The organism is Methylobacterium nigriterrae (genome assembly GCF_037106235.1).
GTDB lineage: Bacteria > Pseudomonadota > Alphaproteobacteria > Rhizobiales > Beijerinckiaceae > Methylobacterium > Methylobacterium nigriterrae.
Genome location: NZ_JBAWTG010000017.1, coordinates 21705 through 47693 on the forward strand (window position 1 = coordinate 21705; position 25989 = coordinate 47693).

The 25989-nt window shown below is 71.5% G+C and carries 25 protein-coding genes; 10 read left to right on the forward strand and 15 right to left on the reverse strand.

All coding sequences use genetic code 11. The annotated features are described in order from the left end of the window. Positions 1 to 10: 10 nt before the first annotated feature. The 3 genes from WDW90_RS11570 to WDW90_RS11580 form a co-directional block, all read right to left on the reverse strand. Complete coding sequence (locus tag WDW90_RS11570; protein ID WP_336487531.1) at positions 11 to 2578, reverse strand: sensor domain-containing phosphodiesterase; 2568 nt, start codon at positions 2576 to 2578, stop codon at positions 11 to 13. Positions 2579 to 2905: 327 nt separating this feature from the next. Further along, positions 2906 to 3715 carry a Crp/Fnr family transcriptional regulator gene (locus tag WDW90_RS11575; protein ID WP_336487532.1) on the reverse strand — a complete coding sequence of 270 codons (810 nt, stop codon included), beginning with the start codon at positions 3713 to 3715 and terminating at the stop codon, positions 2906 to 2908. Positions 3716 to 3878: 163 nt separating this feature from the next. Then, positions 3879 to 4745, reverse strand: coding sequence for a Crp/Fnr family transcriptional regulator (locus WDW90_RS11580; protein ID WP_336487533.1), 867 nt, complete (start codon positions 4743 to 4745; stop codon positions 3879 to 3881). Between the two features lie 741 nt (positions 4746 to 5486). On the opposite strand from WDW90_RS11580, the gene WDW90_RS11585 reads away from it, so the two are divergent. Continuing rightward, positions 5487 to 7619 carry a TonB-dependent receptor gene (locus tag WDW90_RS11585; RefSeq protein ID WP_336487534.1) on the forward strand — a complete coding sequence of 711 codons (2133 nt, stop codon included), beginning with the start codon at positions 5487 to 5489 and terminating at the stop codon, positions 7617 to 7619. Positions 7620 to 7808: 189 nt separating this feature from the next. Here the strand turns inward: WDW90_RS11585 and WDW90_RS11590 are convergent, their stop codons facing one another. Then, complete coding sequence (locus tag WDW90_RS11590; RefSeq protein ID WP_336487535.1) at positions 7809 to 8189, reverse strand: DUF6481 family protein; 381 nt, start codon at positions 8187 to 8189, stop codon at positions 7809 to 7811. Positions 8190 to 9001: 812 nt separating this feature from the next. On the opposite strand from WDW90_RS11590, the gene WDW90_RS11595 reads away from it, so the two are divergent. Beyond that, positions 9002 to 10954, forward strand: coding sequence for an autotransporter assembly complex protein TamA (locus WDW90_RS11595; protein ID WP_336487605.1), 1953 nt, complete (start codon positions 9002 to 9004; stop codon positions 10952 to 10954). Then, positions 10954 to 15306: a translocation/assembly module TamB domain-containing protein gene (locus WDW90_RS11600; protein ID WP_431311021.1), complete on the forward strand. Its 4353-nt coding sequence runs from the start codon at positions 10954 to 10956 to the stop codon at positions 15304 to 15306. The genes WDW90_RS11595 and WDW90_RS11600 overlap by 1 nt, the downstream gene beginning before the upstream one ends. An 84-nt stretch (positions 15307 to 15390) precedes the next feature. On the opposite strand, the gene lanM is transcribed toward WDW90_RS11600, so the two are convergent. Then, complete coding sequence (gene lanM, locus WDW90_RS11605) at positions 15391 to 15804, reverse strand: lanmodulin LanM (RefSeq protein ID WP_336487607.1); 414 nt, start codon at positions 15802 to 15804, stop codon at positions 15391 to 15393. Positions 15805 to 16009: 205 nt separating this feature from the next. After that, positions 16010 to 16255, reverse strand: a complete 246-nt coding sequence (locus tag WDW90_RS11610; protein WP_336487536.1) for a hypothetical protein — start codon at positions 16253 to 16255, stop codon at positions 16010 to 16012. Positions 16256 to 16437: 182 nt separating this feature from the next. Between WDW90_RS11610 and WDW90_RS11615 the strand changes: the two genes are divergently transcribed. The 6 genes from WDW90_RS11615 to WDW90_RS11640 all read left to right on the forward strand — a co-directional run bounded on the left by WDW90_RS11615 (position 16438) and on the right by WDW90_RS11640 (position 19675). Further along, complete coding sequence (locus WDW90_RS11615; protein WP_336487537.1) at positions 16438 to 16944, forward strand: peptide deformylase; 507 nt, start codon at positions 16438 to 16440, stop codon at positions 16942 to 16944. Positions 16945 to 17016: 72 nt separating this feature from the next. Next, positions 17017 to 17439, forward strand: coding sequence for a hypothetical protein (locus WDW90_RS11620; RefSeq protein ID WP_336487538.1), 423 nt, complete (start codon positions 17017 to 17019; stop codon positions 17437 to 17439). An 87-nt stretch (positions 17440 to 17526) separates the two neighbouring features. Further along, positions 17527 to 17886, forward strand: a complete 360-nt coding sequence (locus tag WDW90_RS11625; protein WP_336487539.1) for a hypothetical protein — start codon at positions 17527 to 17529, stop codon at positions 17884 to 17886. Between the two features lie 338 nt (positions 17887 to 18224). Next, complete coding sequence (locus WDW90_RS11630; protein ID WP_336487540.1) at positions 18225 to 18494, forward strand: hypothetical protein; 270 nt, start codon at positions 18225 to 18227, stop codon at positions 18492 to 18494. Positions 18495 to 18609: 115 nt separating this feature from the next. Next, on the forward strand, positions 18610 to 19056 hold the full coding sequence (locus WDW90_RS11635; protein ID WP_336487608.1) for a dCTP deaminase: 447 nt from the start codon (positions 18610 to 18612) through the stop codon (positions 19054 to 19056). A 304-nt stretch (positions 19057 to 19360) separates the two neighbouring features. Beyond that, positions 19361 to 19675 (forward strand): hypothetical protein, encoded by a 315-nt coding sequence (locus tag WDW90_RS11640; protein ID WP_336487541.1) that lies wholly within the window; start codon positions 19361 to 19363, stop codon positions 19673 to 19675. Between the two features lie 60 nt (positions 19676 to 19735). Here the strand turns inward: WDW90_RS11640 and WDW90_RS11645 are convergent, their stop codons facing one another. Next, entirely contained in the window at positions 19736 to 20509 is a 774-nt protein-coding gene (locus WDW90_RS11645) for a VOC family protein (RefSeq protein ID WP_336487542.1), read from the reverse strand. Between the two features lie 300 nt (positions 20510 to 20809). Next, a complete protein-coding gene (locus WDW90_RS11650) occupies positions 20810 to 21223 on the reverse strand; it encodes a VOC family protein (RefSeq protein ID WP_336487543.1) in 414 nt (137 codons plus the stop codon). A gap of 70 nt (positions 21224 to 21293) precedes the next feature. On the opposite strand from WDW90_RS11650, the gene WDW90_RS11655 reads away from it, so the two are divergent. Continuing rightward, the gene (locus tag WDW90_RS11655) at positions 21294 to 21983 is read left to right on the forward strand and encodes a winged helix-turn-helix transcriptional regulator (protein WP_336487544.1); all 690 of its coding nucleotides are present in this window, start codon (positions 21294 to 21296) and stop codon (positions 21981 to 21983) included. A 79-nt stretch (positions 21984 to 22062) separates the two neighbouring features. Here WDW90_RS11655 and WDW90_RS11660 read toward each other — a convergent pair whose 3' ends face one another. From WDW90_RS11660 to WDW90_RS11690, 7 genes are all read right to left on the reverse strand, one after another. After that, positions 22063 to 22260, reverse strand: a complete 198-nt coding sequence (locus WDW90_RS11660) for a hypothetical protein (RefSeq protein ID WP_336487545.1) — start codon at positions 22258 to 22260, stop codon at positions 22063 to 22065. A 227-nt stretch (positions 22261 to 22487) separates the two neighbouring features. Next, positions 22488 to 23168 (reverse strand): HAD family hydrolase, encoded by a 681-nt coding sequence (locus WDW90_RS11665; RefSeq protein ID WP_336487546.1) that lies wholly within the window; start codon positions 23166 to 23168, stop codon positions 22488 to 22490. Between the two features lie 17 nt (positions 23169 to 23185). Continuing rightward, a complete protein-coding gene (locus tag WDW90_RS11670; RefSeq protein ID WP_336487547.1) occupies positions 23186 to 23473 on the reverse strand; it encodes a hypothetical protein in 288 nt (95 codons plus the stop codon). Positions 23474 to 23640: 167 nt separating this feature from the next. Beyond that, positions 23641 to 24057: a DUF2934 domain-containing protein gene (locus WDW90_RS11675; protein ID WP_336487548.1), complete on the reverse strand. Its 417-nt coding sequence runs from the start codon at positions 24055 to 24057 to the stop codon at positions 23641 to 23643. Positions 24058 to 24199: 142 nt separating this feature from the next. Continuing rightward, complete coding sequence (locus WDW90_RS11680; RefSeq protein WP_336487549.1) at positions 24200 to 24460, reverse strand: hypothetical protein; 261 nt, start codon at positions 24458 to 24460, stop codon at positions 24200 to 24202. A gap of 209 nt (positions 24461 to 24669) precedes the next feature. Continuing rightward, a complete protein-coding gene (locus WDW90_RS11685; protein ID WP_336487550.1) occupies positions 24670 to 25074 on the reverse strand; it encodes a hypothetical protein in 405 nt (134 codons plus the stop codon). Then, positions 25071 to 25499, reverse strand: coding sequence for a hypothetical protein (locus tag WDW90_RS11690; RefSeq protein ID WP_336487551.1), 429 nt, complete (start codon positions 25497 to 25499; stop codon positions 25071 to 25073). Before WDW90_RS11690 ends, WDW90_RS11685 begins: the two co-directional genes overlap by 4 nt. Between the last annotated feature and the right edge of the window lie 490 nt (positions 25500 to 25989).

Consider the following 25989-nt stretch of genomic DNA (forward strand, 5'->3'; position numbering starts at 1 on the left):
CGGGACCGCCTCAGCAGGCGCCCCTCGCGATCGGCCAGGCCGTATCGATGTGCTCGCGCCAGTGCCGCACGAGCCAGGGGATGCGCGAGCCGATCATGGGCTTGGCGTAGAGGTAGCCCTGGGCGAAGTCGCAGCCCATCGCGCGCAGGCGCTGGGCCTGGCCCTGCCTCTCGACGCCCTCGGCGGTGACCTGCGTCTTCAGGGCTCGACCGAGCCCGATCACCGCCGCCACGATGGCGGCGTCGTCCCCGTCCTGCTCGAGGCCGCGCACGAAGCTCTGGTCGATCTTGATGTGATCGACGGGAAACTGTTTCAGATGCGTCAGCGAGGCGTAGCCCGTCCCGAAATCGTCGAGGGCCACGATCGCACCGCTCTCGTGGAAGCGGCCCAGGATCCCGGCGACACAATCCGAGCCGCGTCCCAGGAAGACAGTCTCGGTCACCTCGACCTCCAGGCGGCAGGGCGGCACGCCGGCCGCCGCGAGAACGTCGAGCATCGCCTCGGCGAGGTCGGGCTGGTGGAACTCGGCGGAGGAGAGGTTCACGGCGACGCGGCCGAAATCGAGCCCGCAGTCGAGCCACGCGCGCATGTCCGCCGCCACGTGCCGGATGATGCAGCGGCCGATCGCCTGGGCCAGCTCCGGATCCTCGAAGGCGGAGCCGAAATAGCCGGGGGCCAGCACGCCCTCGCTCGGGTGCTGCCAGCGCGCCAGCGCCTCGAAGCCGACGATCCGGCCCGTCGCGAGGCACACCTTCGGCTGGTAGAACGGGATGATCTGCCGCCTCGCCAAGGCCTCCTGCAGCTCGCCCGCGATGGCGACGCGTCGCTCGGTCAGGGCGCGCATCTCGGGGGTGTAGACCGTCATCCGGTTGCGGCCGGCGGACTTCGCCCGGTAAAGGGCGATGTCGGCATCCTTCATCAGTTCGTCGGGCAGGCGGTGGTGATCGGGATAGGCCGCGATCCCGATGCTGGCCTTGCTGGCGAGCGGGCGCCCCTGGTAGCGGAAGGGCTGGCGCAGCCGCTCGATCACGCGCTGGGCGAAGGCGGCGGCCTCAGCGAGCCCGAATGGCGCGACCACGATCACGGCGAACTCGTCCCCGCCGAGGCGGGCGACCGTGTCGCATGGCCGTATGAGCTCGGAGAGGCGCGCGCCCATCTCCTTCAGCATCGCGTCGCCCGCATCGTGCCCGAGGGTGTCGTTGACGTCCTTGAAATCGTCGATGTCGATGAGGATCAGGCAGACGCTGGTGCCGGCACGATCCGCCTCGCCGAGGGCCACCCTGAACCGGTCCTGGAACAGGGCGCGGTTCGGCAGACCGGTCAGCGGATCGTGGTTGGCTGTCCGCCATAGCTGCGCCTCGGCCTCCTTCCGGTCGGTGATGTCGAAGGTGATCCCGACGATTCGGTGCGGCTCGGCCTGCTCGGCCCGCATGCAGAGCCACATCTGCGGCCCCGTGGGCGGCCGGTAGCGGAATTCCACCGCGTCGAGGGAGCCGCCATAGGCACTGAAATTCTCGACATGGGCCCGATCCTCGGGATGCACGCCGTCGAGCAGGTACGAGATCGGTCCCGATCCGATGCCCAGGAGTTCGAGCGCGTTGTCGGAACGCGTCGCCAAGCCCGTCGTGAGGTCGCGCTCCCAGGCGACCATGCGGCCCGCCCGCAGCGCCAGCCGCAGGCGCTCCTCGCTGGCCCGCAGGGCCGCCTCGGACTTGCGGCGCTCGGTGACGTCGTGCAGAGCCCCGACCATGCGGATCGCGGCTCCGGCCTCGGAGCGGATTACGAAGCCGCGGTCGAGCACCTGCGCGTAGGTTCCGTCGCCGCGCCGGAAGCGATACTCGCCCGCGTAGTGCGCCTCGCTCCCGTCGATCACCCGGTCGATCGTCCCGGCCGCGCGCTGGCGGTCCTCCGGATGGATGCGCTTCATCCACTCAGCACCGGTCGCGCGGGCCTCGCCCGCCGCGCAACCGAACAGGACCTGAGCGGAATCGCTCCACTCGATCCGGTCCAGGACAAGATCCCAATCCCAGATCGCGTCCTTGGTGGCGTGGGCGGCGAGGCGATAGCGCTCCTCGCGCTCGCCAATCTCGCGCTCGGCCTTGTGCAGGCGCAGCTGCGCGACCACGATGGCGGCGAGGTCGCGCAGCTGGTCGCGCTGCGCGGCTGAGAGGCTGCGCGGCACGGTGTCCTTGAGGCAGAGGGTGCCGACATGAAGGCCCGGCTCGAGGGTCAGGGGAGCGCCGGCGTAGAAGCGGATGTGGGGCTTGCCGGCCACCATCGGATTGTCGGCGAAGCGCGGGTCCTCCGCGGCGTCCTCCACTACCATGACTTCGTCCGAGAGGATCGCGTAGCTGCAGAAGGCGATCTCGCGGGAGGTCCGCTCGAGATCGAGGCCGCATCTCGCCTTGAACCATTGCTCGTCCGCCTCGACCAGGGAGACGAGGGCTATCGGCACCGCGAAGAGGGCGCAGGCCGTCCGGCAGATCGCGTCGAATTGCGGCTCCGGCATGCTGCCGACGATGCCGAGGCTCCGCAGAGCCCGGAGTCGGTCCGCCTCCTGCGGCGCAACGGAAACCATGGCGACCCCCTTACCGACCGGCCTGTCGCGGCCTCGCCCCGATCGAAGCCGTCCCCAGGTGAGCGCGTCCCGCCCGTCCGGGCGATGCAGCTTCTGCTTGCTCGGAATCTACGTCGCAGATTCTTAAGAACTTCTGCGCCGGGCGAGGCCGGAGCACGGCGTCGCGTCCGAGCGGTCCGCAGGCTGGTTCCGGCTGGACCGGGAGGCGTTCTTCCATGCGCGCGACACGGGGCGCGATGCCATGCGCACGCGCCATGATCTCCCGATCAGGGAATGCTATCCAACGGGCCGCAATTGCGCATGTTCTCGCGCCGGTTCGGCCGCCGCCTACCTAGTGTCGCGGAGCGGGCCCACCAGCCGCTCATACTCGGACTCGGCGAAGCCATAGCTCGTGCCCGCGAGGTTCACGAGCTTGTCGCGGTCGAGGATCGTGATCAATCCGCGCTTCGTCGCGATCATCCCGCCGCTCTCCAGTTCATGCACCGCAACCGTCACCCCCGGCCGGTGAACGCCGAGCATCGTCGACAGGGTTTCGTGCGTGATCGCGAGCTCGTCGCCGTCGAGGCGGTCGTGGACGAGGAGCAGCCAGCGCGCGAGGCGCTCCTCGGTCTTGTGCCGGCGATTGGAGAGGGCTGTCTGGCTCGTCCAGAGGGTCACGGCCTGTACGTAGCGCAGAAGGTGAGCGCGCAGCGTCTCGCTCCGGACCATGGCGTTGCGCAGGGTATCGGCCCCGAGCCGCAGGGCATGGCCCGGCACGCGAACCTCGGTGTCGAAAGGCGTGCGATCGACCCCGAGGATGAGGGCCGGGCTGACCAGGCCGTCGCGTCCCACGATCGCCACCTCGAGCCGCCCGCCTTCCGCGGTCGTCAGGCTGACGGAGGCGAGGCCGCTTTCCAGGAAATAGATCTGCGTGATCGGTGCATTGGCGGCGACGATATGGGCTCCGGCATCGAGCGGAACACTCTCCAGATGCGGCCGGAGCAGGTCGAGATCGTCCGGCGCGAGCGCGCGCAGCAGCCGGTTCTGGACCGTCGGTGCGGCTGCTGCGACGGAGGGCGGAGGCGAGTCCTGGGGCACGAGCGCGTCCATCGCGTTGAGCCGCCCTCCACTCACCCGCAATGCCCTGAGCGCGGGCATCGCGCAGAACACCGGGCCGGGATCGTCCCGCCGGGCTCGTCTCACTAAGCCGGCCGGCCCTCTCGGTGGGCATTCACCAAAGTTAAGGCCCGGCGCGTTGGGACGAGTCTGTACAGTGCAAGACCTGCTTGGCCCCGCCGCTGCTTGCTACCGCCTGCCGGATTCAGAAGCCCGGATGAGCTCCGATCGCGCCGGCGTCGATGGTCCGCTTACCCTGCGGAAGGTGCAGGTAGTGTCCATCGAACATCGCCGCGCTCTGGAGGGCGGGCAGGTCCAGGATGGTGAGCTCCCGTCCCCGCAGGCAGATCAGGCCGTCGCTGCGCAATTGCTGGACGGTGCGGTTGATGTGCACGGCCGACAGACCGAGGGCGTCCGCGAGTTCGCCTTGCGTGAGAGGCAACTCGCAACGGTTCCCCTGGGTGAGCCCGACCGCGCTGAGCCGGACAAACAATTCGCAGAACAGGTGCGCGATGCGCTCGTACCCCGTGCGCTGGCCGATGTTGACGATCCATTCCCGATGAACGGCCTCCTCCACGAGGGCATTGTAGGCGAGCGCACGGAACAACCGCGGGTGCTCGTCGATCAGGGCCGCGAAGGCTTGGCGGGGGATGATGGCGACGGTGGCCGACGTGAGGGTGACGACGGATTCGTCGCCGAGATCGAGATCGGGCAGGCAGCGTCCGCACAGGTCTCCGGGGATGAATAGGGTCAGGATCTGGCGGCGTCCGTCCGGGAGGATCTTGTAGCGGCAGGCATTGCCCTCAAGGATGAGCGGCACCGAGCGCGAGAGACCATTTTCCAGGCTCAAGTGCTCGCGCGCGCCGTGATGGCGCTGCTGGCGCCCCAACTCCTTCAGAGCGTCCCGTTCCGCGGCCGAGAGCTCGACGTAATTCCCGAGCTTGCGGGCCAGGATCCCGCCTGCCGCCTCTCCCGCGGAATCCGGCGAGACCCCGGCGCCGCGCCGGCCCGCCATCACCCCCTGTGTGCCCGAGCGGAGGGGCGAAACCGCGTAGCGCGGCAAGGTTTCCATGAACGCCTCCTGCGCCCGCTTCCCGCCCCAGGCCGGCCTTGCCGCCTGGAACGGATCTCGGGCTCCCGCCGCGACCGCAGGCTCTGCCCCACGGTCACGGCCTTGGTCCCACGGCTCCCGTGCCGGCTCTTCCGGCACGGGACTGGCGAGGCTCCCCTCCTCGTGCTCGACCTGCTGAGGTTCTCGCTGACCATCGGACGCTCGCCTGTACTTCGCGGCGTCCGGGTACGACCTGTCGGCAATCGATTCCAATTCAACCGCGATAGGGGCAAACCCCATGGCGGGCATCAAGCGATACAGGCGTATGTTAGCAATAAATCTGATGGTTTCAAACACCGGTTGCGAATTTTCAGCTCATGAGGCGGAAGCGATATTTCTTCCCACCGAATTGTGCACAAGTTTGGTGGAGTTTGATTGTCCCGAGGCCACTATTGTACGGAAAGTGACTTTCAGGCGCGTGTCGGAGGCGTTCGTAGAGTCCGAGTCTTCGGGGTGCGCGCGCGACCTGTGATGTCCGTCGCGCCTTCGCGACGATGGTCCGCCGGCCCATGGGACTTGGCGGATTCCCGGATTTCCTGGCCCGGCCCGGCCGAATTCTCGAATGATCACCGCGGCGACCGCACTCGGCGCAGCTGATGCGCTCGCGCCACGCCGGGGCCCTCCGCATCCGCGCCTCGGATTATCTCTTGTAACAGTATCACGTCTGCGCAATGAAACAGTATAACGTTATGGAGCGGCGTGATGCGAAGCGGACGGGCAGGTCATGCATGGGCCGTGGCCGTGCTGACCGGCGCGGGATACCTCTGCGGTCCCGCCGCGGCCGAGCCCGCGGAGGCGACGCTGCCGGAACTCAGCGTGACCTCGGCAAGCCCGATCCAGGCGCGGGCAGGCCTGGGCTCCGCCCCGGCCTACGGCATGCTCCCGGTCGTCACCGACACCTTCGCGCCCGTTACGCTGGTGACCCGGGACGAGCTCCTCCGCGCACAGCCGCGGACGCTCGGAGATGCTCTGATGGACCGGCCCGGCATCTCGGCCTCGACCTACGCGCCGGGTGCGGCGAACCGGCCGATCATCCGCGGCCTCGACAATGCCCGCGTGCGCATCCAGGAGAACGGCGTCGGCATCCAGGATGTCTCCGAACTCGGCGAGGACCACGCGGTCCCGATCAATCCTCTCGTTGCCAACCGCATCGAGGTGATCCGCGGTCCGGCCTCGCTGCGCTACGGAAGCCAGGCGATCGGCGGCGTGGTGAGCGCCGAGAACAACCGCGTCCCGAGCTTCATCCCGGTCAGCGGCTACGCCGGCCAGGCCACCACGGGCTACTCCTCCGTCGACAGCGGACGGCTCGCCGCGGCGATCGTGGACGCGGGCGGCGAGCACGTCGCCTTCCATGCCGACGGATTCCGAACCGCCGCCGACAGCTACGCGACGCCGCTCGGTATCCAGCGCAACTCGGCCAACGAATCCCAGGGCGGCGCGGTCGGTCTCTCCTACGTGTTCGACCGCGGCTTCGTCGGCATCTCGTTCAGCCACTACGATGCGCTCTACCAGATCCCCGGCGGCGAGGCGGCCACGAGCCGTACGCGCCTCGACCCGACCCAGGACCGCGTGCTCGCGCGTGGCGAGTACCGGCCGCTCGACGGACCCCTGGAGGTGATCCGCTTCTGGGCCGGCGGCTCGGTCTACCGGCATAACGAGATCGGCATCGGAGAGGACGGCGTCGACGGCATCCAGGCGACCTTCAAGAACCGGGAGGCGGAGGGGCGGGTGGAGCTTCAGCACGTGCCCGTCGCCGCGGGGCTCGGCACCCTCACGGGGACGCTCGGCCTGCAGGCGAGCCGGCGCGAGATCGGCACCTCGGGCGAGGCCGGCACGCTGCTCGCGCCGACCGATTCGCGCAGCGACGCCGCCTACCTGTTCGAGGAGCTGAATGCCGGCAACGGCCTGCGCCTGCAGGCGGCGGGACGCCTCGAAGGCGCGCGCGCCACGGGAACGGCGACGCAGTTCCCGGCCGATTATCTGCCCGCCGCGGGCGAGGATCCGCTGTCCTACGGACGGCGGCGCAGGTTTGCTCCGAAGAGCCTGTCGCTCGGGGCCCTGCAGGACCTGCCGAGCGGCTTCGTGACGAGCCTCAACGGGGCCTATGTCGAGCGCGCGCCGACCGCCTTCGAGCTGTACTCACGCGGCGCGCACGACGCCACGGAAACCTTCGAGATCGGCAATCCGGACCTGAAGAAGGAGAGGGCTCGTACCATCGAGGCCAGCATCCGGCGCGCCGATGGGCCGCTGCGCCTCGATGCCACCGGCTACTACACGCGCTATACCGGCTTCATCTACAAGCGCGACACCGGCAACCGCTGCGGCGACGACTTCGCCTCCTGCGGCAGCGACGACGCATTGCAGCAGGTCGTCTATTCGCAGCGGAATGCGACCTTCTTCGGCGCCGAGATCGGCGCCCAGCTCGATGTGCTCCCGGTCGGAAACGGCTTCGTCGGCATCGACGCGCAGTACGACTTCGTCCACGCGCAGTTCGACGACGGGACTTACGTACCGCGCATTCCGCCGCACCGGATCGGAGGGGGGCTGTTCCTACGGGCCGACGGGTGGTCCGCCCGCGTGAGCCTCCTGCACGCCTTCGCGCAGACCGAGGTGGCGCCCCTCGAGACCATCACGCCGGGCTTCGACGATCTGCGGGCCGAGATCAGCTACACGAGGCCTCTCGATCCCGCGCTCTACGGCGCGAGCGAGATCTCCCTCGGCCTGCAAGGGCGTAATCTCTTGAATGACGAGATCCGCAACTCGGCGTCGTTCAAAAAGGATGAGATCCTGTTGCCAGGGCGCAGCTTCAAGCTGTTCCTAGCAGCCCGCTTCTGACGCGGCGGCATGCGGTGGAGGCGCCCCGACGGGCTTCCCCGACTCGTCAGCAGGCCCGGCGGAAAGGGGCGCGGGCGGCCGGGCCGCCCAGCAAGGCCGGTCCTGTGCCGCGTGATGCAACGACGCCGGATACGGCGACGGGGCCGTCAGGACGGCCCGGCGTCCGGTGAACGCCGGTGAGCCCCTCCCTTATCGACGTGTTTTGGCCTTGGCCTTGCGGGCTGCGTAGCGGGCGTCGCGCAGGGCCTTCTTGGCCTCCAGCTCGGCGGCCTTGCGCTCCTGGGTGGCAGCGGCCTCGGCTTCCTCGCGGGCGATCTGGGCGGCGAGCTCAGCCTCCTCGCGCGCACGCTTCTCCTCCGCGGCCTTCTTCTCGGCAGCGATGCGGGCGGCTTCGCGCTCCCGGATGCGCTCTTCGCGGGCGCGGGCGATCTCCTGGCGGGCCTTGGCCTTGGCGATCATCTCGGGGTCGTCGACAGCGGGGCGGGCCTTGAACTTGGCGAGCAGCGCTGCCTTGGCGTTGGCGGAGTTCTGGCGGCGGTCGTCGAAATTCCTAAAATCGAATGCGCTCATCTGGCCTTTCTCGTTCAGTGTCTCGTTTTGGTGCTTCGCGGGATAGCCGCCGACCGTCTCAGCAAGAACGGGACCGGCGGAAATGCATGTTCACAACAGAACCCATCGAAACCGGGACTGCCAATGCCTCAGCATCCTGTTCGAAGCAACCGGAGCCACCCCGATCCAATGCGGCTTCGGTCTGGATTGTCATCGCCAACCCGAAAAGAATGACGACGGTCTCTCAAAAGCCTCATACGGCCAGTCGCTCTCCGGCCGGCCGCTTGCCGGCGCGGCGCTCGCTCCCGTCGGAGATCTGCGGCCCCGGATGTGGCGAGCGCCGAAGCGCGTCGGCAGTAGCTACGAGGGTCGGGATGATCGAGAGGTAGGTCTCGGGTAGCCTTCTGACAAGACGTGGGGGCCGCTCGGCCTGTTGCGGCGCACCCTGCGGGAAACCTGGCGCAGCATCTCTCGAATCGGCCAGGAACGGTAGGATCTTAGCGACTCCCCAAGGCGTGGCGTGGCGAGGTCTCCCGCGCGGAACGGCCCTCGAAGGTTGCTCCGGCAAGGATTGGCGGCTAGGGTCCGAGCATGCGAGCGCGGCGTGCCGGGCATGGCTCCCAGGAGCCTGGGGCATGGGTCGACCCGGCGGGCACCCGCGGCACCCGGTCTCTCGCATAGGCCGGCGTCGACGCGGGGGATTCGATGACGCAGACCCATCCTTGCATGCCGGCCGCCTGCGAGGCTCCGGGCGAAGCGCACCGCTGCCGTCCCTGAGCAACGAGCATCGTTCGCGCGTGCCTTTCGTAACCCCGAAAAGGGGCTGGTTCCCGATATCCGCACGGACCCGTGCTGCCTTCGCGGCGGCCGGGCTGCTGCTCGGCGCGCCTGAGCCCGCCGCGGCCTTCGACCCATTCGGCCTGTTCGGGGCCGAGGAGGAACCGCCGCCTCCGAGCGCGGCCGCCCTGCCCTACGCGGTGAAGATCTCGGGCGCGGACGATGAGGACCTCCTCAAGGCTCTGCAGGATACCTCGACCCTCTACCGTCTGCGCCGGGAGCCGCCGCCCGATGGCGAGGGCCTCGTGCGCCGCGCCGAGGCCGATCTGCGGCGCCTGCCCGAAATCCTCTCGGGGTACGGCTACTATGCGGGGCGGGTCGCGATCCGGGTCGACGGCGTCGGAATCGGCGGCGAATCCTCGCTCGCACCGGCCGCTCGCGCGGCAGAGACCTCCCGTAACCGCGCCCTGGTTCCGGTCAGGATCGTGCTCGACCCGGGGCCCCTCTACACGCTGCGCAGGATCACGGTACGCGACCCGAGCGGGCGTCCGTTCCCGGCGGAGGTGCTGCCGGGCCGCTTCACGCAGGTGGACGAGGCGACGCCCGCCCGCTCGGTAACCGTGCTCGCCCGCGAGGCACGCATCGTCGACCGCTTCCGAAGCCTCGGCTCTCCCCTCGCCAGGATCGTCTCGCGCGATCCCGTGGTGGACGATACGGCCCACGTGATGGACGTGACCTTCACGGTCGATCCCGGTCCCGTCGCGGGCCTCGGCGAGGTCACGTTGAGCGGCACGCAGGGCCTCGATCCCGCGGTGGTTCGTTCCTTCATCTACACGGAGCCCGGCGACCCCTACGCGCCGAAGGCCGTCGCGGATATCCGGCGCTCGGTCGCCAAGGTGGAGGGCCTCGGCTCGGTGCGGGTGCGCGAGGGACAGGCCCTCGACGCGGCGGGCAACGTACCGGTCTTCGTCGAGGTGACGGAGCGCGAGCGCAACCTGATCGGCGTGTCGGCCCGCTACTCGACGGTCGATGGTCCCGGCCTCCGGGCGTACTACGCCAACCGCAACCTGTTCGGCGGGGGCGAGACGCTGCGGCTCGATGCTGACCTCTACTATCTCGGCAACGATCTCTACGCGACGCAGCGCAAGCTCGCGGGCATCAACTCGAACGGCCTCGGCGGCCGCCTCTCGGCGACCTTCGTGAAGCCGGCCCTGTGGGGCACCCGCAACGACCTCGTCGCCAACATCTTCGGCGGGCGCGAGGCGCAGCAGAGCTACGTCGTCGACGCTGCGGGCGGCACCGTCGGCATCCGCCACCGCTTCTCCGACACGGTCTTCGCGCAGATCGGGATCGACGGGCAGGTGGGCCGCTCGCAGGATGCCCTCGGCACGATCGACTATCGCCTCGTCGGCGTGCCGCTGTCGGTCTCCTACGACTCGACCGACAACCTGCTCGATCCGACCGAGGGCGTCCGGCTGACCGCCTCGGCCACGCCATACCCGAGCTTCCTCGGCTCCGATCCCGGCATCTTCGTCGCGAAGGCGCAGGGCTCGACCTATTACGCCCTCGACACGGACGCCAACTACATCCTGGCCGGCCGGGTCGGCTTCGGCTCGATCTCGGGCGCGCCGCTCGCGGACATACCAGCCAATATCCGCTTCTTCGCCGGCGGCGGCGGCTCGGTGCGCGGATATCCCTACCGGACCCTCGGCCCCCGCGGGCCCTACAACCTGCCGATCGGCGGCCGGAGCCTGCTCGAGGCCTCGCTGGAAGCCCGTATCAAGGTCACCGACACGATCGGCGTTGTGCCGTTCCTCGATGCGGGCACGGCCTTCGCCGGATCCCTGCCCGATCTCAGCGAGAGGATCCGCACCGCGGCCGGTCTCGGCCTGCGCTACTACACGGGCATCGGCCCGATCCGCGTCGATCTCGCCTTCCCGCTCGACCGGATCAAGGGCAATCACGAGCGCCCAGTTGCCCTCTACATCAGCCTGGGGCAGGCCTTCTGATGCGCGCTCTTCGGGACGGCTTCCGAACCCCGGCGATCCGCGGCCTGACCGCGGCGCTGTGCGCCCTCGCGCTCGCGATGCTGATCGGCACCGCCGGCCTGACGCGGGCGGCCGAGGAGGGCGAGAAGACGGTGCTGGGCGGGCTCCTCTCGAAGGCTCTCTCGACGCCGAGTTCGCGCGTCGCCATCGGGGCGGTAGACGGTGCCCTCTCATCGGACGCCACCATCCGGGACGTGGCGGTCAGCGATCGCGACGGGGTCTGGCTGCGGCTCGACCGGGCCCGCATCGTCTGGCGCCGCCTCGCCCTGTTGTCGGGCCGGCTCGAGGTCGACAGCCTGGAGCTCGGGCGCCTCGAGGTGCTGCGTCGCCCTCTGCCCTCCCCCGTAACCGACGCGCCAGAACCCGACGGCTCGCTCCTGCCGGATCTGCCCGTGAAGGTCGAGGTCAAGGCCTTTCGGCTGGCCGAGCTCGCGCTCGGCGAGGCCATCGCCGGCCAGAGCGCGCGCCTCGACGCGCAGGGAAAGGTGAAGCTCGGCGCGCCCTCGGAGGGCCTCGATCTCGATCTCGGCGTGCGCCGGCTCGACGCGGCCGGCCAATTCGCGGCCCGTCTCCTGTTCGTCTCGAAGGGCGAGCGCCTGGAACTCAAGGCCACTCTGACGGAGCCTGCGGGCGGCCTGCTCTCCAAGGGGCTGAATGTTCCCGGCACGCCGCCGATCAATCTTGACCTCGACGGGCGCGGTACGCTGGACGCCTGGCACGCCCGGCTCGACTTCGATGCGGGTGAGAGCATCGGCGCTAAGGGGGAGGCACGCATCTCGCGCATCGGTGCCGAGCGGCGCCTCAGCCTCGATCTCGCATCGCGCATCGAGGGGCTGCTGCCCGGCCCCGCCGCCGCGGTGTTCGCGGGTACGACCAAGCTCGACGGCACGCTGCGCTTCGCCGACAGCGGCAGCTTCGGGATCGACCGGCTCGAGCTGGCCTCCCGCACCGCCCGCCTCGACGTACGCGGCGGCCTGACCTCCGACCGGGTCGCTGATCTCACGGTCGCGGCCCGCGCCGTCCCGACCGAGGACGGGGTGACGAGGGCCGCCGAGACCGAGTTGCGGAGCCTCGTCTTCGACGCCAGACTGAGGGGGCCTCTTGCCCGGCCGCAGGTGCAGGGCGCGCTCCGGGCCGAGGGCCTGCGCACCCGCGACAGCGGGCTCGACCGCGTCGAGGCGAGCCTGCAGGCCGAGCCCGCGGGCACCGACAAGGCCGGTCGTGTCGCCCTCAGTGCCGATGCGCGGGTCGAGGGCCTCTCGCTCGCCGACCCGGCCCTAGCCCGCGCCATCGGCACGCGGGCTTCCCTCACATTCCGGGGCGCGCTCGAGCCCGACAACACGGTCGAGGTCGCGAGCCTCCGGATCGAAGCCCCGAACGCGCAAGCCGCCTATGCCGGCCGCATCGGCCAGAACATCCTGACCGGCAAGCTCGATGCGCGGCTGAGCGATCTCGGCGACTATTCGGATCTCGCCGAGCGCCGGCTCGCCGGCAGCCTCGCGGCGAGCGCGACCCTGACGGGCGATCCGGCCCGCGGGGCGGTCAGCGCGGATGTGGACGTGCAGACGCGGGGCCTCGCTCTCGGAACGCCTGTCCTCGATCGGCTGCTCGGGCCGGCGCCGCGCTTCGCCGGGCGCCTCTCCCGGATCTATGACGGCTACGCGTTTGAGGGCGTCCGCCTGGACGGGGCCGAGATGAGCGCGCGCCTCGACGGCCGCGCCACCGCGCGGCTCGCGGATGCCCGGCTCGACCTCGACCTCAGGGACCTTTCCGCTCTCGACGGGAAGCTGGCGGGCCGCGCTGGCCTGGCCGGTCGCCTCGCCGGGACGCTGGTCCGGCCCGATCTCACGGCGACGCTGACCGCACCCGAGGCTGCGGCGCTCGGGCGCCCCGTGCGCGACCTGCGCCTCGACACGGTGGCGACCGACCTGACGGGGGCGCTCGACGCCACGGTTCGCCTCGGCGGCGAGATCGGAGGCAAGGCCCTGCAGGGCGACCTGCACCTCGCGCGGCCGGCCGCGCGGGGCTGGTCCCTCGACCGCCTCGTCTTCCGGCTCGGCTCCGTCGCGCTCGATGGCCGGGCCGCGATCGAGGCCGCGACGGGCTTGACCGAGGGCGTGCTCACGCTCACGGCGGCCAATCTCGACGACCTCTCGGCGCTTGCCCTGACGCCGCTGGCCGGACGACTTGAGGCCGCGATCACCTTCGGCCGCGGGGGCAGGCGGCAGGACGCAGCGATCCGCGCGAAGGGCACCTCCCTGCGCGCCGGCGAGATCGGGCTCGCAGGGCTCGATGCCGATCTGAAGGGCCAGGACCTCCTCGCCCGCCCGGTCATCGACGGCCGCCTCGAGGCCGATCGCCTCGTCGCGGCGGGCGAGAGCCTCGACACCGTGCGGCTCGCGGCCGTCGGCACGCCGAGCGCCAGCGACGTGACGCTGCGGGCGAAGGCCCGCGGCTTCGATCTCGACGGGGCCGCCCGGATCATCCCCGCCGAGCGCCTGCGCGTCGAGCTCTCCCGCTTCGCCGCCGCGCGCGGCCCCGACCGGCTCGCGCTGGCGCGTCCCGCCGCGATCACGCTCGACCAGGGCACGGCCGTGATCGACGGCTTGAGCATCGCGGCCGGCAACGGACGCCTCGACCTCGCGGGCCAGGTCGGCCCGCGCCTCGACCTGCGGCTCGGCATCCGCGCCCTGCCCCTGTCGCTCGCCCGCATCGCCAGCCCGAGCCTCGCGCTCGGCGGCAGCCTCGATGGCGACGCAGAACTGCACGGCGCGCCCGGTCGACCCGATGGGCGCTACGCCGTCACGGTCGGCCGCCTCGTCACGCCGGAGACCCGCAGAGCCGGCCTCCCCCCGATCGAGGCGCGGGCGAGCGGCACCCTGGCGGATGGCCGAGCCGGCCTCGACGGGCGCGTCACGGCCGGGCGCGGCGTCGAGGCGACCGTGACGGGCTCGATTCCGGTCGAGCCCGGCGGCGCGCTCGCGCTCAAGGCCCGCGGTACGTTCGAGGCGGCGCTTGCCAACGCGCTCCTGAGTGTGGGCGGGCAGCGTGTCACGGGCCGCGTCGTCCTCGATGCCGCGGTCGGCGGCACCCTCGCGGCCCCGCGCGTCGAGGGCGGCGCCACGCTGTCGGCCGGCAGCTTCACTGATCCGGTCCAGGGCATCCGATTCATGAATATCGAGGGACGCGCGAGCGGTCGTGGCGACACGATCGTGCTGGAGCGGCTCACCGCCGCGACCCGCAACGGCGGGACGCTCAGGGCCGAGGGCCGGGTCTCGATCGCGCCGGAAGCGGGGTTTCCCGGCAGTCTGGCGCTCTCCGCCGAGCGGGCGGAGCTGGTCTCGAGTCCGCTGATGAATGCGGTCGCGAGCCTCGATGTCGCGCTCAGCGGGCCGCTCGCACGCACGCCGCGCGTGACGGGGCGCGTCGACGTGGTCTCGATCGACGTCTCCGTCCCCGACCGCCTGCCCGCGACGGTGCAGCCGCTGCCGGGCATCCGCCGGGTCAACACGCCGCCGGAGATCCGCGCGCGGCTGAACCAGGGCGCCGAGCGCAAGGCGCCGGTCGCCGCCATCGGCCGCCGCCGGGGCCGCGCGGCCGCGCCCTTCGACGCGACCCTCGACATCGCGGTTCACGCGCCGAACCGCATCTTCGTGCGCGGGCGCGGCATCGATGCCGAACTCGGCGGCGACCTGACGTTGACCGGCTCCTCGCGCGACCCCAGGGCGACCGGCGCCTTCGAGATGCGCCGCGGGCGCCTCAGCCTCGTGGGACAGCGCCTCGACTTCACCCGCGGCCGCCTCGCCTTCAGGGGCGAGCTGACGGCACCCGACCTCGACTTCGCGGCCGAGACCAAGGCCGCCGAGGTGACGGTCAGGGTTGCCGTGACCGGGCCGGCCTACCAGCCGAACTTCGCTCTCTCGTCCGATCCGAGCCTGCCGCAGGACGAGGTGCTCTCCCGCCTCCTGTTCAAGAAGGCCGCCGGGAAGCTCTCGCCCTTCCAGGCCCTGCAACTCGCGCAAGGGGTGGCGCAGCTCTCGGGCGGCGCAGGTGGCGTCGACGCGTTCGAGCAGGCTCGCAAGGGGCTCGGCCTCGACAGCCTCGACGTCTCGACCGGCGCGAGCGGCGGGCCGGCGGTCGGCGCCTCGCGCTATCTCAGCGACCGCCTCAGCGTCGGCGTGAAGGCGGGCGCGAAGCCGGCCGACACAGCCGCCACCATCGATTACGACGTCACCCGGCGGGTGAAGATCCAGGGCGAGGCCGGCAGTGACGGCCGCACGGCGGTCGGCGTCGGAGCGGAATGGGAATATTGAGGCACGAGCCGAGACAGAGGCCGCTCCCGCGATCGGCGGGAGCGGCCTTGACCGCTGCCGGCGGCAGGAGCCGGCGGGCCGGGCTTACTTGATCAGCGCGAGGAGCGCCTTGCCGGCCGGGGACTTCAGCTCCTTGGCGTCGAGCGTGCCGTCGTTGTCGGGATCGGCCGCCTTGAAGCGCTCGGCCACGGCCGCGAGATATTCCTTCTTGTCGATGGTGCCGTCGTTGTCGGGGTCGGCCTGCTTGACGCCGGCCTTGCTGAGGCGGCCCTTGAGCTCCTTCGCGTCGAGGGTGCCGTCGGCATCCTTCTCGAGGCGGTCGAAGGTCGCGGAGGCGATCGCCTCGACTTCCTTCATGTCGATGGTGCCGTCATTGTCGGTGTCGATCATCTTGACCGCGCCGGCGCCGCTCATCGGCTTGGCGAGGACGGCAGGGGCGGACAGACAGGACAGTGCCAGGGCAAGCGCGGCGAAGCTACTGGAAACACGTAAGGTCATTGCCACTTTCTCCCGATTGAATTGCGAAAACTTCCCTATCCTCGACGTCTCGATTGCGCAAGGGGTCGGAAACGCCTGCTGGCCCTCGCCAAATGGGGATCCGGACAGGAAGCCGCACATGACACGGAAACGTGATGCCGCAACGCAAGAAAGGGGCCGGTCCCCCGGCCCCTTCAGCGCTCCGAAACGTTGCGCTCCCAGCGAATCAGTAGCCGTAGCCGCGGCGCTCGTAGCGGTCGCGGCGGTCGTCGAAACGCTCGCGGCGGTAGAGGCGACGATCATCATCGCGGTCGCGGCGGTATTCCTCGCGGCGGAAGTCGCGCTCGCGCTGGGCGCGGGAGCGCAGGTCGATGCTGGGGCCTCCGGGGCCGACGTCGATGCGCTGTGCGGCGGCTGGGACCACGCTGGCGATGGAGGCGGCGATCACTGCGCCGGCGAGCAGGGTCTTCATGAGAATCTCCCTCGAATGTCGGGGAGCCAACACGGCGCGGCGCCGATCGTTCCCGGAACATTTCATGTACTTCCGGCGCAGACTCCCTCGATTTCCGGGGTTGAATTGTTCCATGCTCCCGCTTTTCACGGCCTAGTTGTGAAAATCCTTGCCGCTCCACTTCTCAAACCGGAAGCCCGCCTGTGCCCGTCTGCCCGCTGACCTTCTATCCGGACCCGCTGCTTCGGCGGCAGGCCGAACCGGTGTGGGCCTTCGACGCGGCCCTGCGCGACCTCGCCGGCGATGTGCGCGACACCCTCGACGCGGCCCGGGCCGCCGGGCTCACGGCCCCGCATATCGGACGGCTCAGCCGGCTCGTGGTGCTGCGGCTGGAGCCGGGCGAGCCGCACGAGGTCCTCGTCAATCCCGAGATCGCCTGGGCCTCGCCCGAGCGGGCCGCCGGGACCGAGGGTAGCGTGCTGATGCCGGGCATCCACGAGAGCGTCGAGCGGGCCCGCGCCGTCCGGGTCCGCTACCGCGACCTCGACGGAGCCGAGCGGGAGACCGAGGCCGAGGGATTCCGCGCCGCCTGCCTGCAGCACGAGATCGACCAGCTCGACGGGATCTTCTGGCTCGAGCGCCTGTCGCGCCTTCGGCGGGAGCGGGCGCTGAAGCGCTTCGCCAAGCTCGGGCGCAGCCCGGCACGGTGAGGAAGCTCGGGCGCAGCCCGGCGCGCTGAAGGCCGATGGCGGCGGTGCGGCGGGCGGTGTAGCCTGAAGGCCATGCGCATCTCCGCCCCGGCGCTCCTCCTCTGCCTCGCGGCCGCCCCGGTGCGCGCTCAGGCGCCGGCCCCGAAGCCCGCCGCCAAGGCGCTTCCGCCGCCCGCCGCCGCCCCGGCGCCGGTGGTCGGCTGCCCGTCGCTCGCGAACCTGCGCCTCCTCCTGCGGCAGGCGCGGGGGGATGCCGGGGCGGCGGCCGCGCGCCTCGCCGACGAGCGGGCGGACCATCTCGGCTGCGCGCTGGTCGCCCGCGACCGGGTGGAGGGGCTCGCCGACCACGTCACGCTCGACGGCGAGACCTACGATTGCCTCGGCCTGCAGGGGACGGCGATCTGCCAGTGGACGCTCGCCGGGGCGGTCAGGCCGGCCGGGCCGGCGAAGGCCGCCGCGAATCCGCCCCGGCCCGCGGAGAAGCCGCGCCGCTGAGGCCGCCGGCCCGCGGCATCGCGTCGAGGCCCCGGCCGCACCTCGGATCGCGTAGGATCGGAATCCGACATCCCGGAGCCCGCCCGCATGACGAAGCGCCCGACGACTCGAATCGCGCCCCCGGCCAGGGCCGCCTTCTTGACCTTGGCCCGGGCCGCCCTTGCGGGCGTGGGCCTGCTCGCCGTCCTGCCGGGCGCCGTGCCGGCCGCCCCGGCCGAGGGGCCGGAGCCCGGCGTGGTCGCCTGCGACTCGCTGGTCGGCCTGCGCCAGCTGATGGCGCGCGCCGGCGAGGACCGCGCCGCCGTGCCGGTCCACCTCGCCGGGGCGCCGGGCTGCCGCACGGTGCCGCGGGCGCGGCTCGGGGCCGTCGAGCGCCGCGCCATGGTCGGCGGCGCGCCCTACGAGTGCCTGACGGCGGAGGGCGCCTGCCTGTGGGTGCTGCCGTGACGGGGCCGGATCCGCGGACCCGGGCCCCGCGGCGGGCCGGGCTCGGCCGCTCGACGCCTCGCGGGCGCGAGCCGGGTACCGTCCGGACGGACGGCCCCACCCGCACGCCCCGGATCCTCACGTCGTGGACAACGCCTGCAACCACCTGATCCGCAAGCGGAGACGGGACGTCCGCCGCGATGGCGAATCAAGTATGTTCCTGATATATTCTATATTCGCCCTGTGCAGACGTTCACTTTGTCCGCGCCGAGCAGGCGAGGACGAATGGCCAAGCTCCGGAAACGCGGTACTCTCGCCGCGTAACGGCTCAATGAGCGGGCGTGAGGTCGGAGATTCAGATGATGCGCGTCGCTGTAGTTGAGGTCGGCTCGGGTCTGCATCCTGAAGAGGTGGTCGTGTCAGTCTTGACCCGTGACGGGGAAGCTAAGCTCGCTGTTGACAAGGAGGCTATTCATGGGAAAACTCTCCGGGTCGGTTATCCGATTGGCCGGGAGGGGGATTTCTACCTCATCGAATTGCCGCGAGAGAGTTTCCAGGGCACGTGGCGCGTCTGGGTGTCGAAGGATCATCTCACGCATGTTGAGGAGAAGTCGACGGTGTATGCTTGATCCTCACTGATCGTGAAATAAGGCACTCCTTGAGCAGCGGCTTGATCTCGATCACGCCGCCCCGGAAAAAGAAGCGTATTCCCCGACGAGCGTCGACCTGACACTTGCCTCCGCGATCCGGATCTACCGGAAGCCGACTTTCGGCCTGGACTCCGCGATCGATCCCGGCATCCCGGGGTTCGATGTCACGAGCGTGATCAAGAGCCTTTCGGATGAGATCCAGATCGATCCGGAGAAAGGCTACATCCTCGAGGGAAAATCCCTCATCCTGGCTTGGACGCGCGAACGTGTTCAGTTGCACGAGCACGGGCGCGTCGCCGGGCGCGTGGAAGGCAAGAGCTCGCTCGCGAGACTGGGACTCGCGGTCCACGTGACCGCGCCCACGATCCATTGCGGCTTCAAGGCGCCGTCCATCCAATTGGAGATCATCAATCACGGGCCCCTGCCGATCAGGCTCAAGGCCGGCATGAGGATATGCCAGCTCATCTTCGAGCAGACGCTGGGAATGCCGGAAAGCGCCTATCAGGGCCAGTTTGCCCAGCAGGGACCCGTGGTCGCCTGAACGTCCCCGCCCCGCCGCAGGTCACCGCCTCGGCGGGACCGCCCGCCCGGCGCCGGCCTCGCGCCTGCCTGCACGGCGGGCCGGCATGATCCGGCGAGGCCGGGCCCCGGGATGCCATGCGGATCCGGGCCCGACGGCGTTCCGCCCGGCCCGCCGGGCGTCCTGGCGCGTCGTGGAGCGGCCCTAAACCGGGCGGAGGCCGGCGAAATCGCGCCGCCGGCCGCCCGGGCGCTTCGCCGCGGAGGAAACCGCCCTATGTCCGTGCAACCGGGTCCGGCCGTGCCGGGGCCGCCTCGGACAACCCATGAAGGAATCCGCGATGCGCGATACCGCCCGAACGAGCCGCCGGTCCCTGTCCTCCTGGTTCGCGCCGGGCCTTCTCGGCCTCGGCCTCGTCCTGGCGGCCATGGGCGCGGGTGACGGCGCGCGGGCGCAGGAGCCGCCGATCAAGAGCGCGCAGGATGCCGCTTGCCGCAACGAGGCACGCGGCCGCGTCTTCGCCACTCCGGATCCGCGCGGCCTCGGGCCCCACGCGATCGGCCGGCAGATCTACATGGCCTGCATGCAGCGCGCCGCCCATCACGGCCGCAAGGCCACCCGCCGCCGCCGGCACCGCTGAGGGGAGCGCAGGAATCGCGGGTGGCTCGGCATTCGGGCCCGCGACGCGCCACCTTCCTGCTCAGGCTCGCGGCGCGGCGACGAGCGCGAAGGCGGCGCCCTGCGGGTCGCGGCCCTGCAGGATCCAACTGCCGCCCGGGACCTGATGGGGCTCCATCAGGACCGTGCCGCCGGCCTCGCGCACGCGCGCGGCGGCCGCCTCGATCTCCACGACGTTGATGTAGAACTGCCAGGACGGGGTCGGCTGGGACGGGAACTTGTTCATCATGCCGCCGACCGGCACGCCGCCGGCCGCGAAGAGCTGGTAGGTGCCCATCGGGCCCAGGTCGATCGATTCGGCCTTGGTCCAGCCGAAGCGCTCCGCGTAGAAGGCGAAGGCGGCGGGCCAGTCCGCCGCGTAGAGCTCGTGCCAGCCCACATGGCCGGGCGTGCCGGCCGGCACCGGGGCCGGCACCTCGCCCCGGGGCGTGAACAGGGTGAAGAGCGCCCCCTGCGGGTCGGTGACGACGGCGAAGCGCCCGATCCCCGGGATGTCGGCGGGCGCCCGGTGTACGGCGCCGCCGGCCCGGGCCACGGCCTCAGCCTCGGCATCGACGTCCGCGGTGCCGATGTAGCCGACCCAGACCGGCGGCAGGCCACCGGCGCGGGCGTCCTCGGGGAGCGGCATCAGGCCCGCGACCCGGGCCTCGCCCGCGCGCATCACCCGGTAGGGCCGGCCGGGGCCGCCCGCCTCCTCCGCCTCCCAGCCGACCACGGCGCGGTAGAAGGCTTCCGCCGCCGCCACGTCCGTCGTCATCAGCTCGTACCAGACGAAGCCCTTCGCTACCTCGGCCATCGCTCTCGCTCCTCTTCGGGTCCGTTGTCGTGCGGGAATCGGGTCCGCGTCATCGCGACGACCGCGATTCAGCCCTCATCATAGGCCCGCTGCAGGGCGGCCAGGTCGAGCTTGACCATGCCGAGCATCGCCTCGGTCATGCGCCGCACCCGCGCCGGCTCGCCCGCCCTCATCGGCGCCAAGCGGCGGGCCGGGCAGGAGCGAGACGTAGAAGCGGGCTACCTCCTCGGCCGCGCCGTCGAACCGGATTCAAGGGGCTACGGAGCCGGTGGCGGACGGGGTGACCCCGCGGCTCCCGGCTCAGGCGGCGGGCGGAACGGCCGCGGGATCCATCCACATCACCTCCCAGACATGCCCGTCCGGGTCCTCGAAGCTGCGGCCGTACATGAGGCCGTGGTCCTGCACCGGCCCCGGATCCGCGGTTCCGCCGGCGCCCGCGGCCCGCGCCACCATGTCGTCGACCTCCTGCCGGCTCTCGGCCGAGATGCAGATCAGAACCTGGCTCGTGCGGTGGGCGTCGGCGATCTCCTTGACGGTGAAGTCGCGGTAGCGCGCATGGGTCAGCAGCATCGCGTGGATCGTGTCGGAGAAGACGAGGCAGGCGGCGGTCTCGTTCGAGAAATGCGGGTTCCTGCGGGCGCCGACGGCCTCGTAGAAGGCGGTCGACCGGGGCAGGTCGGTCACGGGCAGGTTGACGAAGATCAGCTTGGTCATCGGGCTCCCCTCGCGATCCGCTCACGGCCGCGTTTGCCCAACCTGCCGGCCCATGTTACAAAAAGCAACCATGAAGTTAGAAAAAATAACTGAAGCCGAGACGCCGTTGCGCCGCCGCTACGACGACGCCTGCGGGGCGGCGCACGCCCTCGACCTCGTCGGCGAGCGCTGGGCGCTGCTCGTGATGCGCGAGCTGCTGCTCGGGCCGAAGCGCTTCGGCGACTTGCGGGCGGATCTGCCGGGCATCAGCGCCAACGTGCTGACGCAGCGCCTCGCGGGGCTGGAGGCTGCGGGCGTGCTGGTGCGGCGCCGGCTGCCGCCGCCCGCCTCCGCGCAGGTCTACGCGCTGACGCCGTGGGGCTACGAGAGCGAGCCGATCTTCCAGGCGCTCGGCCGCTGGGCGGCGCGCTCGCCCCTGCACGACCCGAGCCGGCCGCTCAGCGCGACCTCGCTGTTCCTGTCGTTCACGACGATGATCGACCCGGGCCGCGCCGCGGGCCTGATCGCCCGGATCGGCTTCCGGATCGGGGGCGAGGGCTTCGTGGCGGAGCTGGCCGAGGAGCGGATCGCGGTGGCGCGGGGCGAGCCCGCGGGGGCCGACCTGATCCTGTCGGGCACGGCGCCCGCGATCGCTGCGGCGGTCTATGGCGGCCAGCCGCTCGACGTCCTCGCGGCCACGGGCGCCCTCGCGATCGAGGGGGACCGGGCGCTCGCCCGGCGTTTCGTGACGCTGTTCCCCCTGCCGCCGAAGGCCGGGTGAGGCCGGCCGGAGGCGCGCGTCGCCTCTGCCGCGCCCGGATGGAGACGCCGGGCCCGAGGGGCAGGGAGAACGGTGCCGATCAGGCGGTGAGCGGTGCGCCGATCCGGGCGCGCAGCTGCAGGCGCAGGTTCTCGTTGGCGGTCGTGTCGGCGTCGAGCGCCGACATCAGGCGCAGGAGCTGGCTGATCGGGGTCGCCCGGTTCTGGACGGCCTCCGAGATCTGCTGCTGGAGGGATTTCGGTTCGGTCTTGAGCGTCGACTGGGCCGGCTGGGGCATGATCCGCGCGTGTCCTGGCAGGGCGTCCCGGGGGATTAAAAGGTTTCCGCGCGGCTCGCTACGCTGTTCGGACGCGCCGCGCCAGCCATTTCCGCGCGGATTGGTAGCCGGCCCATTACCGGCGACGCATGGCGGCCACACCGCCTCTGGATCCCGGGGATATCCGCCGGCCGGGCCGATTCTCCGCTTGCCGCCCGTCCCTCGCCGCCCGCCGCTCGGGCGTCCCGTCAGGCCCCCCTCGGGTGGCCTCGCCCGAGCGGAGAGCCGTCGAACCCGTCGAGGAGGTCCTGAGGGTCGCGGTAGATCGCGATGCAGCCCGCCGCCGATAGGTCGGCCTCGGGAAAGCCGCCGCAGAGCACGCCGATCGTGGGCAGTCCCGCCTTGGCGGCGGCCTCGGCGTCGTAGGGCGTGTCGCCCACCGCCAGGATCGTGCGGGCATGCTTCGGCCTGAGCTTCGCGAGGGCCGCCTCGAAGATGTCCGGATGCGGCTTCGAGCGGTCGGCATCGTCCGCGCTCGTGGCCACGTCGACGAGATCCCGGATGCCCAGGATCTCCTGGTAATGCGCAACCTCCGACGCCTTGCCCGAGGAGGCGAGCGCGATGGCGTGCCCCTCCCCCCGGATCCGCTCGAACAGGGCGCGCACGCCCGGGAAGGGCCTCACACCGGGCAGGTAGTCGCGCCGGAACAGGTCCGAGCGGTAGGCCTCGATCGTCTTGCCCTCGCGCGCGACGCGCTCGGCCGGCAGGAAGACCGGCATCAGCTGGTCGCCGCCCTTGCCGATCTGGCGGCGCACGGCCGCCTCCTCGACGGCGACGCCGAAATGCCGGAAGGCCGCGACCCAGGCCCGGGCGTGGAGATCCACGCTGTCGAGGAGCGTGCCGTCGATGTCGAAGATCACGGCCTTCATGGGCCCTCCGCCCGCGCTCAGCGGGGGAACAGGTGAAGCCCGTCGTCGGGCAGGAGGTTGCGGGCGGGGCCGCCGGTCTGCTGGCCGCGGCCCTGCTGGTAATATTGCAGCTCGGGCCGGTGGTCGTTGTCGCCGCCCGAATCGTACTCCCAGGGCTGGTTCCAGGGTGCGCGCCCGCCGACCGTGATCGGCACCTTCGGGCCGAGGAGGCCGGGCGCCGGGTAGCCATAGGGGGAGCCGGCCCGGGCGGAGGCGGGCAGGAGCGCCGCGGCTGCGACGAGAAGGGCGAGCGGTCCGGGGCGCATGGGCTGCCTCGCTGGAGGGTTCAGGGCCGGGGCATCCGGCGGTGAAGCTTTGCCACACAACCCCGAACCGCGCCGCTCCGTTCCGGGCAGAGCCCGGAAACGGGAAGGGCCCGCCCCGTCGCCGGGGGCGGGCCCTTCCCGCCTCACCTCTCGCGAGGGAGCGCCGTTCAGTGCAGCGCCGCGCCGCGGGCCGTGGTGCGGGGCGCCTTCTTGCCGGCCGTGATCTCCGCGACCGCGGCGGCCTCGGCCTTCGTGGCCTTCGCGCCGGCCTTGGCAGGCTTCTCGGCCTTGGCGGCCGGCTTGGCGGCAGGCTTGGCAGCCGACTTTGCAACCGACTTGGCGGCGGGCTTGGCCGCCGGAGCCTTCGCAGCCGGAACCTTCGCAGCCGGAACCTTGGCCGCCCGCGCCGGCGCGGCCTCGGCCGTCACCGCCTCGGTTCTCACCGAATCGGACCTGGCGTACTCGGTCCGGGCGAACTCGGCCTCCGCCTGCAGCCAGTGCGCCTCGGCCCGGCCGAGGACCCGGCCCTCGCCTTCCCAGATGTAGTAGGCGCGCTCGCGCACCTGCTGTTCGATGGATTTCATGCACATCCTCCTGATCCGTCCTGCGCCCGACGATGGGAGGGTGTGGTTAACGACCCGTTAAAGGCAGTTGTAGGGCTGTAGCAGCCTCATCTCCCGCGTGTATTACGCGCGCGTCAGCCGCGCAGGGCCCCGCGCGAGGGCCTCAGACCTTGCTCAGGCGGCGCGCATTCGCCCGCACCTTGCGGCGATAGCCCGCCACCACCCGGGCGGTGGAGCCGCCAGACGCCACGAGGAGCGCGGCCTCGCCCGCCGCCGTGATCTTCTCGCTCACCATCCGGTGCGCCTCGGCCTGGGCGGCGGTGCCGCCCGCCGAGAGCATCATCAGCCGCATGCCGATCACCTGCTGGGACTCGAGCGCCAGCATCGTGGCGTCGACGCCGAGCTTCCACCATGTACCGAACATTCAGCCGCTCCTTGGGCGCCCCGCCGGGACGAGGATCTGGGGGCGAGGGTCTGCGTCAAGCTACGCGCCGGCCCCGGGGTTCCCGGGGGGCGGCGCCAAGCCGGCGCCATGCCGGCGCCCGAGCGGGCCGCGCCGACGGCGGCCCGCTTCTGTCACGGGCGCCGCCGGATGTCTCCCGGCAGCCGGGATCCGCGTTGCCGCACCGGCCCTCAGTCGAAGCTCCGGCCCTTGGCGGCCGAGCCGCCGAGGCTGATCTTCTTCGCGCCGGAGCCGCCGAGGCTGATCTTCTTCGGGGCGCCCGCGGCCGCGGCGGGCTCGGGGGCGGCCTTGGGCGGCGGGAGGCGCGACTGGCCGTGGATCACGGAACCGATCTCTCCGGCGGCCCGGACGAGGTCGTCCCGCTCGCAGGCGCGCGCCACGGTGAGGCCGAGCTGGTGCATGTGACTCTTGCCGTAGAGATAGGCGGCGAGCTTCGCCCGTGTCAGCGGCGGGATCCGGGCGAGGATCTCGGGCAGGTCGTAGGCGTCGGCGCGGTAGACCTCGCCCAGGAGGTCGAGGGAGACCGGGCAGTCCGGGTCGGGCGTGGCGCCGCTGGTCGGATGAGCTTGCGTCATGGATCACCTCGGGTGCTGGGTTCGGACGAGGGGCCGGAGATGGAGGCGAGGCTGCCGGGCCGCGGGCCGGTCTCCGGCGCGGCCGGCTCGACGCCAATCGCGCCGGTCCGCGCCGGTTCCGGTCCGAGGCAGCCGGTGCAGATGGAGGCGATGGCGATGCGCGCGCGGGACGCCGCCCGCTGCCAGACGGCCTCGCGGGCCGCCCGCGCCCGCGCGGCGGCCTCCGCGTCCGACAGGGAGCCCCCGGCGGCGCCGAGCGCCTCGGCGCCCTGCGGCCGGATGCGCAGGAACAGCGGCTCGGCCGCCTGCGCGCCGCCTTGCGGTGCGTGCAGCACCCCCGGCCCGGCCTCCTGCGCGGGGGCCGGGCCGACGATCGCCGCGGCGAGAAGGCCGAGGCAGCCGCCGAGGCGCAGGCGGGTCGTCATGCCTCGAATCCCCTGTCGTCGGATGCGGCGTCGTGCGGTCGGGCAGGATCGGGGCCTCATGGTTAATCGCGGCTTAATGCGCGCATCCCCCGTCTAGGCGAGTCGCGGCCGGATCGGAAGCGCCCGGCCCCGCACGCCGGGAACCGAACCGGGACGGCGCCGGTTCGACGCACGGGGTTGCTCTGCGGGCGATCCTGGCTAAGCTTGCGTCCGCGCCGGCATCCCGGGGCCGATTCGGCCGGGACGCCTTCCCGAGGGACAGGGACCGCGCGCGACGGCACCGCGCGGTGCCCCCGGGCCTCGACCCACGGCGTCGAACCCACCCCGCTGGATGAACCCGATCGCCAGGCCGCCGGGAGCTCGAGAGCGCGGCCACCATCGGACGGACGCTTCGCCCGCCTGCCAGCGGCGGGCAGGCCGTCGCCCCGCAAGCATCCCGCGGGCGGCCCCGGCCGCCCCGTCTCGCCCGACCCCTCTCGCAAGGAGCTGC

Bases quoted from the DNA above. Each gene is read 5' to 3' on its own strand.
- WDW90_RS11570 (WP_336487531.1), bottom strand. From the start codon at position 2,578: ATGGTTTCCGTTGCGCCGCAGGAGGCGGACCGACTCCGGGCTCTGCGG.
- WDW90_RS11575 (WP_336487532.1), bottom strand. From the start codon at position 3,715: ATGCCCGCGCTCAGGGCATTGCGGGTGAGTGGAGGGCGGCTCAACGCG.
- WDW90_RS11580 (WP_336487533.1), bottom strand. From the start codon at position 4,745: ATGGAAACCTTGCCGCGCTACGCGGTTTCGCCCCTCCGCTCGGGCACA.
- WDW90_RS11585 (WP_336487534.1), top strand. From the start codon at position 5,487: ATGCGAAGCGGACGGGCAGGTCATGCATGGGCCGTGGCCGTGCTGACC.
- WDW90_RS11590 (WP_336487535.1), bottom strand. From the start codon at position 8,189: ATGAGCGCATTCGATTTTAGGAATTTCGACGACCGCCGCCAGAACTCC.
- WDW90_RS11600 (WP_431311021.1), top strand. From the start codon at position 10,954: ATGCGCGCTCTTCGGGACGGCTTCCGAACCCCGGCGATCCGCGGCCTG.
- lanM (WP_336487607.1), bottom strand. From the start codon at position 15,804: ATGACCTTACGTGTTTCCAGTAGCTTCGCCGCGCTTGCCCTGGCACTG.
- WDW90_RS11610 (WP_336487536.1), bottom strand. From the start codon at position 16,255: ATGAAGACCCTGCTCGCCGGCGCAGTGATCGCCGCCTCCATCGCCAGC.
- WDW90_RS11620 (WP_336487538.1), top strand. From the start codon at position 17,017: ATGCGCATCTCCGCCCCGGCGCTCCTCCTCTGCCTCGCGGCCGCCCCG.
- WDW90_RS11625 (WP_336487539.1), top strand. From the start codon at position 17,527: ATGACGAAGCGCCCGACGACTCGAATCGCGCCCCCGGCCAGGGCCGCC.
- WDW90_RS11630 (WP_336487540.1), top strand. From the start codon at position 18,225: ATGATGCGCGTCGCTGTAGTTGAGGTCGGCTCGGGTCTGCATCCTGAA.
- WDW90_RS11640 (WP_336487541.1), top strand. From the start codon at position 19,361: ATGAAGGAATCCGCGATGCGCGATACCGCCCGAACGAGCCGCCGGTCC.
- WDW90_RS11645 (WP_336487542.1), bottom strand. From the start codon at position 20,509: ATGGCCGAGGTAGCGAAGGGCTTCGTCTGGTACGAGCTGATGACGACG.
- WDW90_RS11650 (WP_336487543.1), bottom strand. From the start codon at position 21,223: ATGACCAAGCTGATCTTCGTCAACCTGCCCGTGACCGACCTGCCCCGG.
- WDW90_RS11655 (WP_336487544.1), top strand. From the start codon at position 21,294: ATGAAGTTAGAAAAAATAACTGAAGCCGAGACGCCGTTGCGCCGCCGC.
- WDW90_RS11660 (WP_336487545.1), bottom strand. From the start codon at position 22,260: ATGCCCCAGCCGGCCCAGTCGACGCTCAAGACCGAACCGAAATCCCTC.
- WDW90_RS11665 (WP_336487546.1), bottom strand. From the start codon at position 23,168: ATGAAGGCCGTGATCTTCGACATCGACGGCACGCTCCTCGACAGCGTG.
- WDW90_RS11670 (WP_336487547.1), bottom strand. From the start codon at position 23,473: ATGCGCCCCGGACCGCTCGCCCTTCTCGTCGCAGCCGCGGCGCTCCTG.
- WDW90_RS11675 (WP_336487548.1), bottom strand. From the start codon at position 24,057: ATGAAATCCATCGAACAGCAGGTGCGCGAGCGCGCCTACTACATCTGG.
- WDW90_RS11680 (WP_336487549.1), bottom strand. From the start codon at position 24,460: ATGTTCGGTACATGGTGGAAGCTCGGCGTCGACGCCACGATGCTGGCG.
- WDW90_RS11685 (WP_336487550.1), bottom strand. From the start codon at position 25,074: ATGACGCAAGCTCATCCGACCAGCGGCGCCACGCCCGACCCGGACTGC.
- WDW90_RS11690 (WP_336487551.1), bottom strand. From the start codon at position 25,499: ATGACGACCCGCCTGCGCCTCGGCGGCTGCCTCGGCCTTCTCGCCGCG.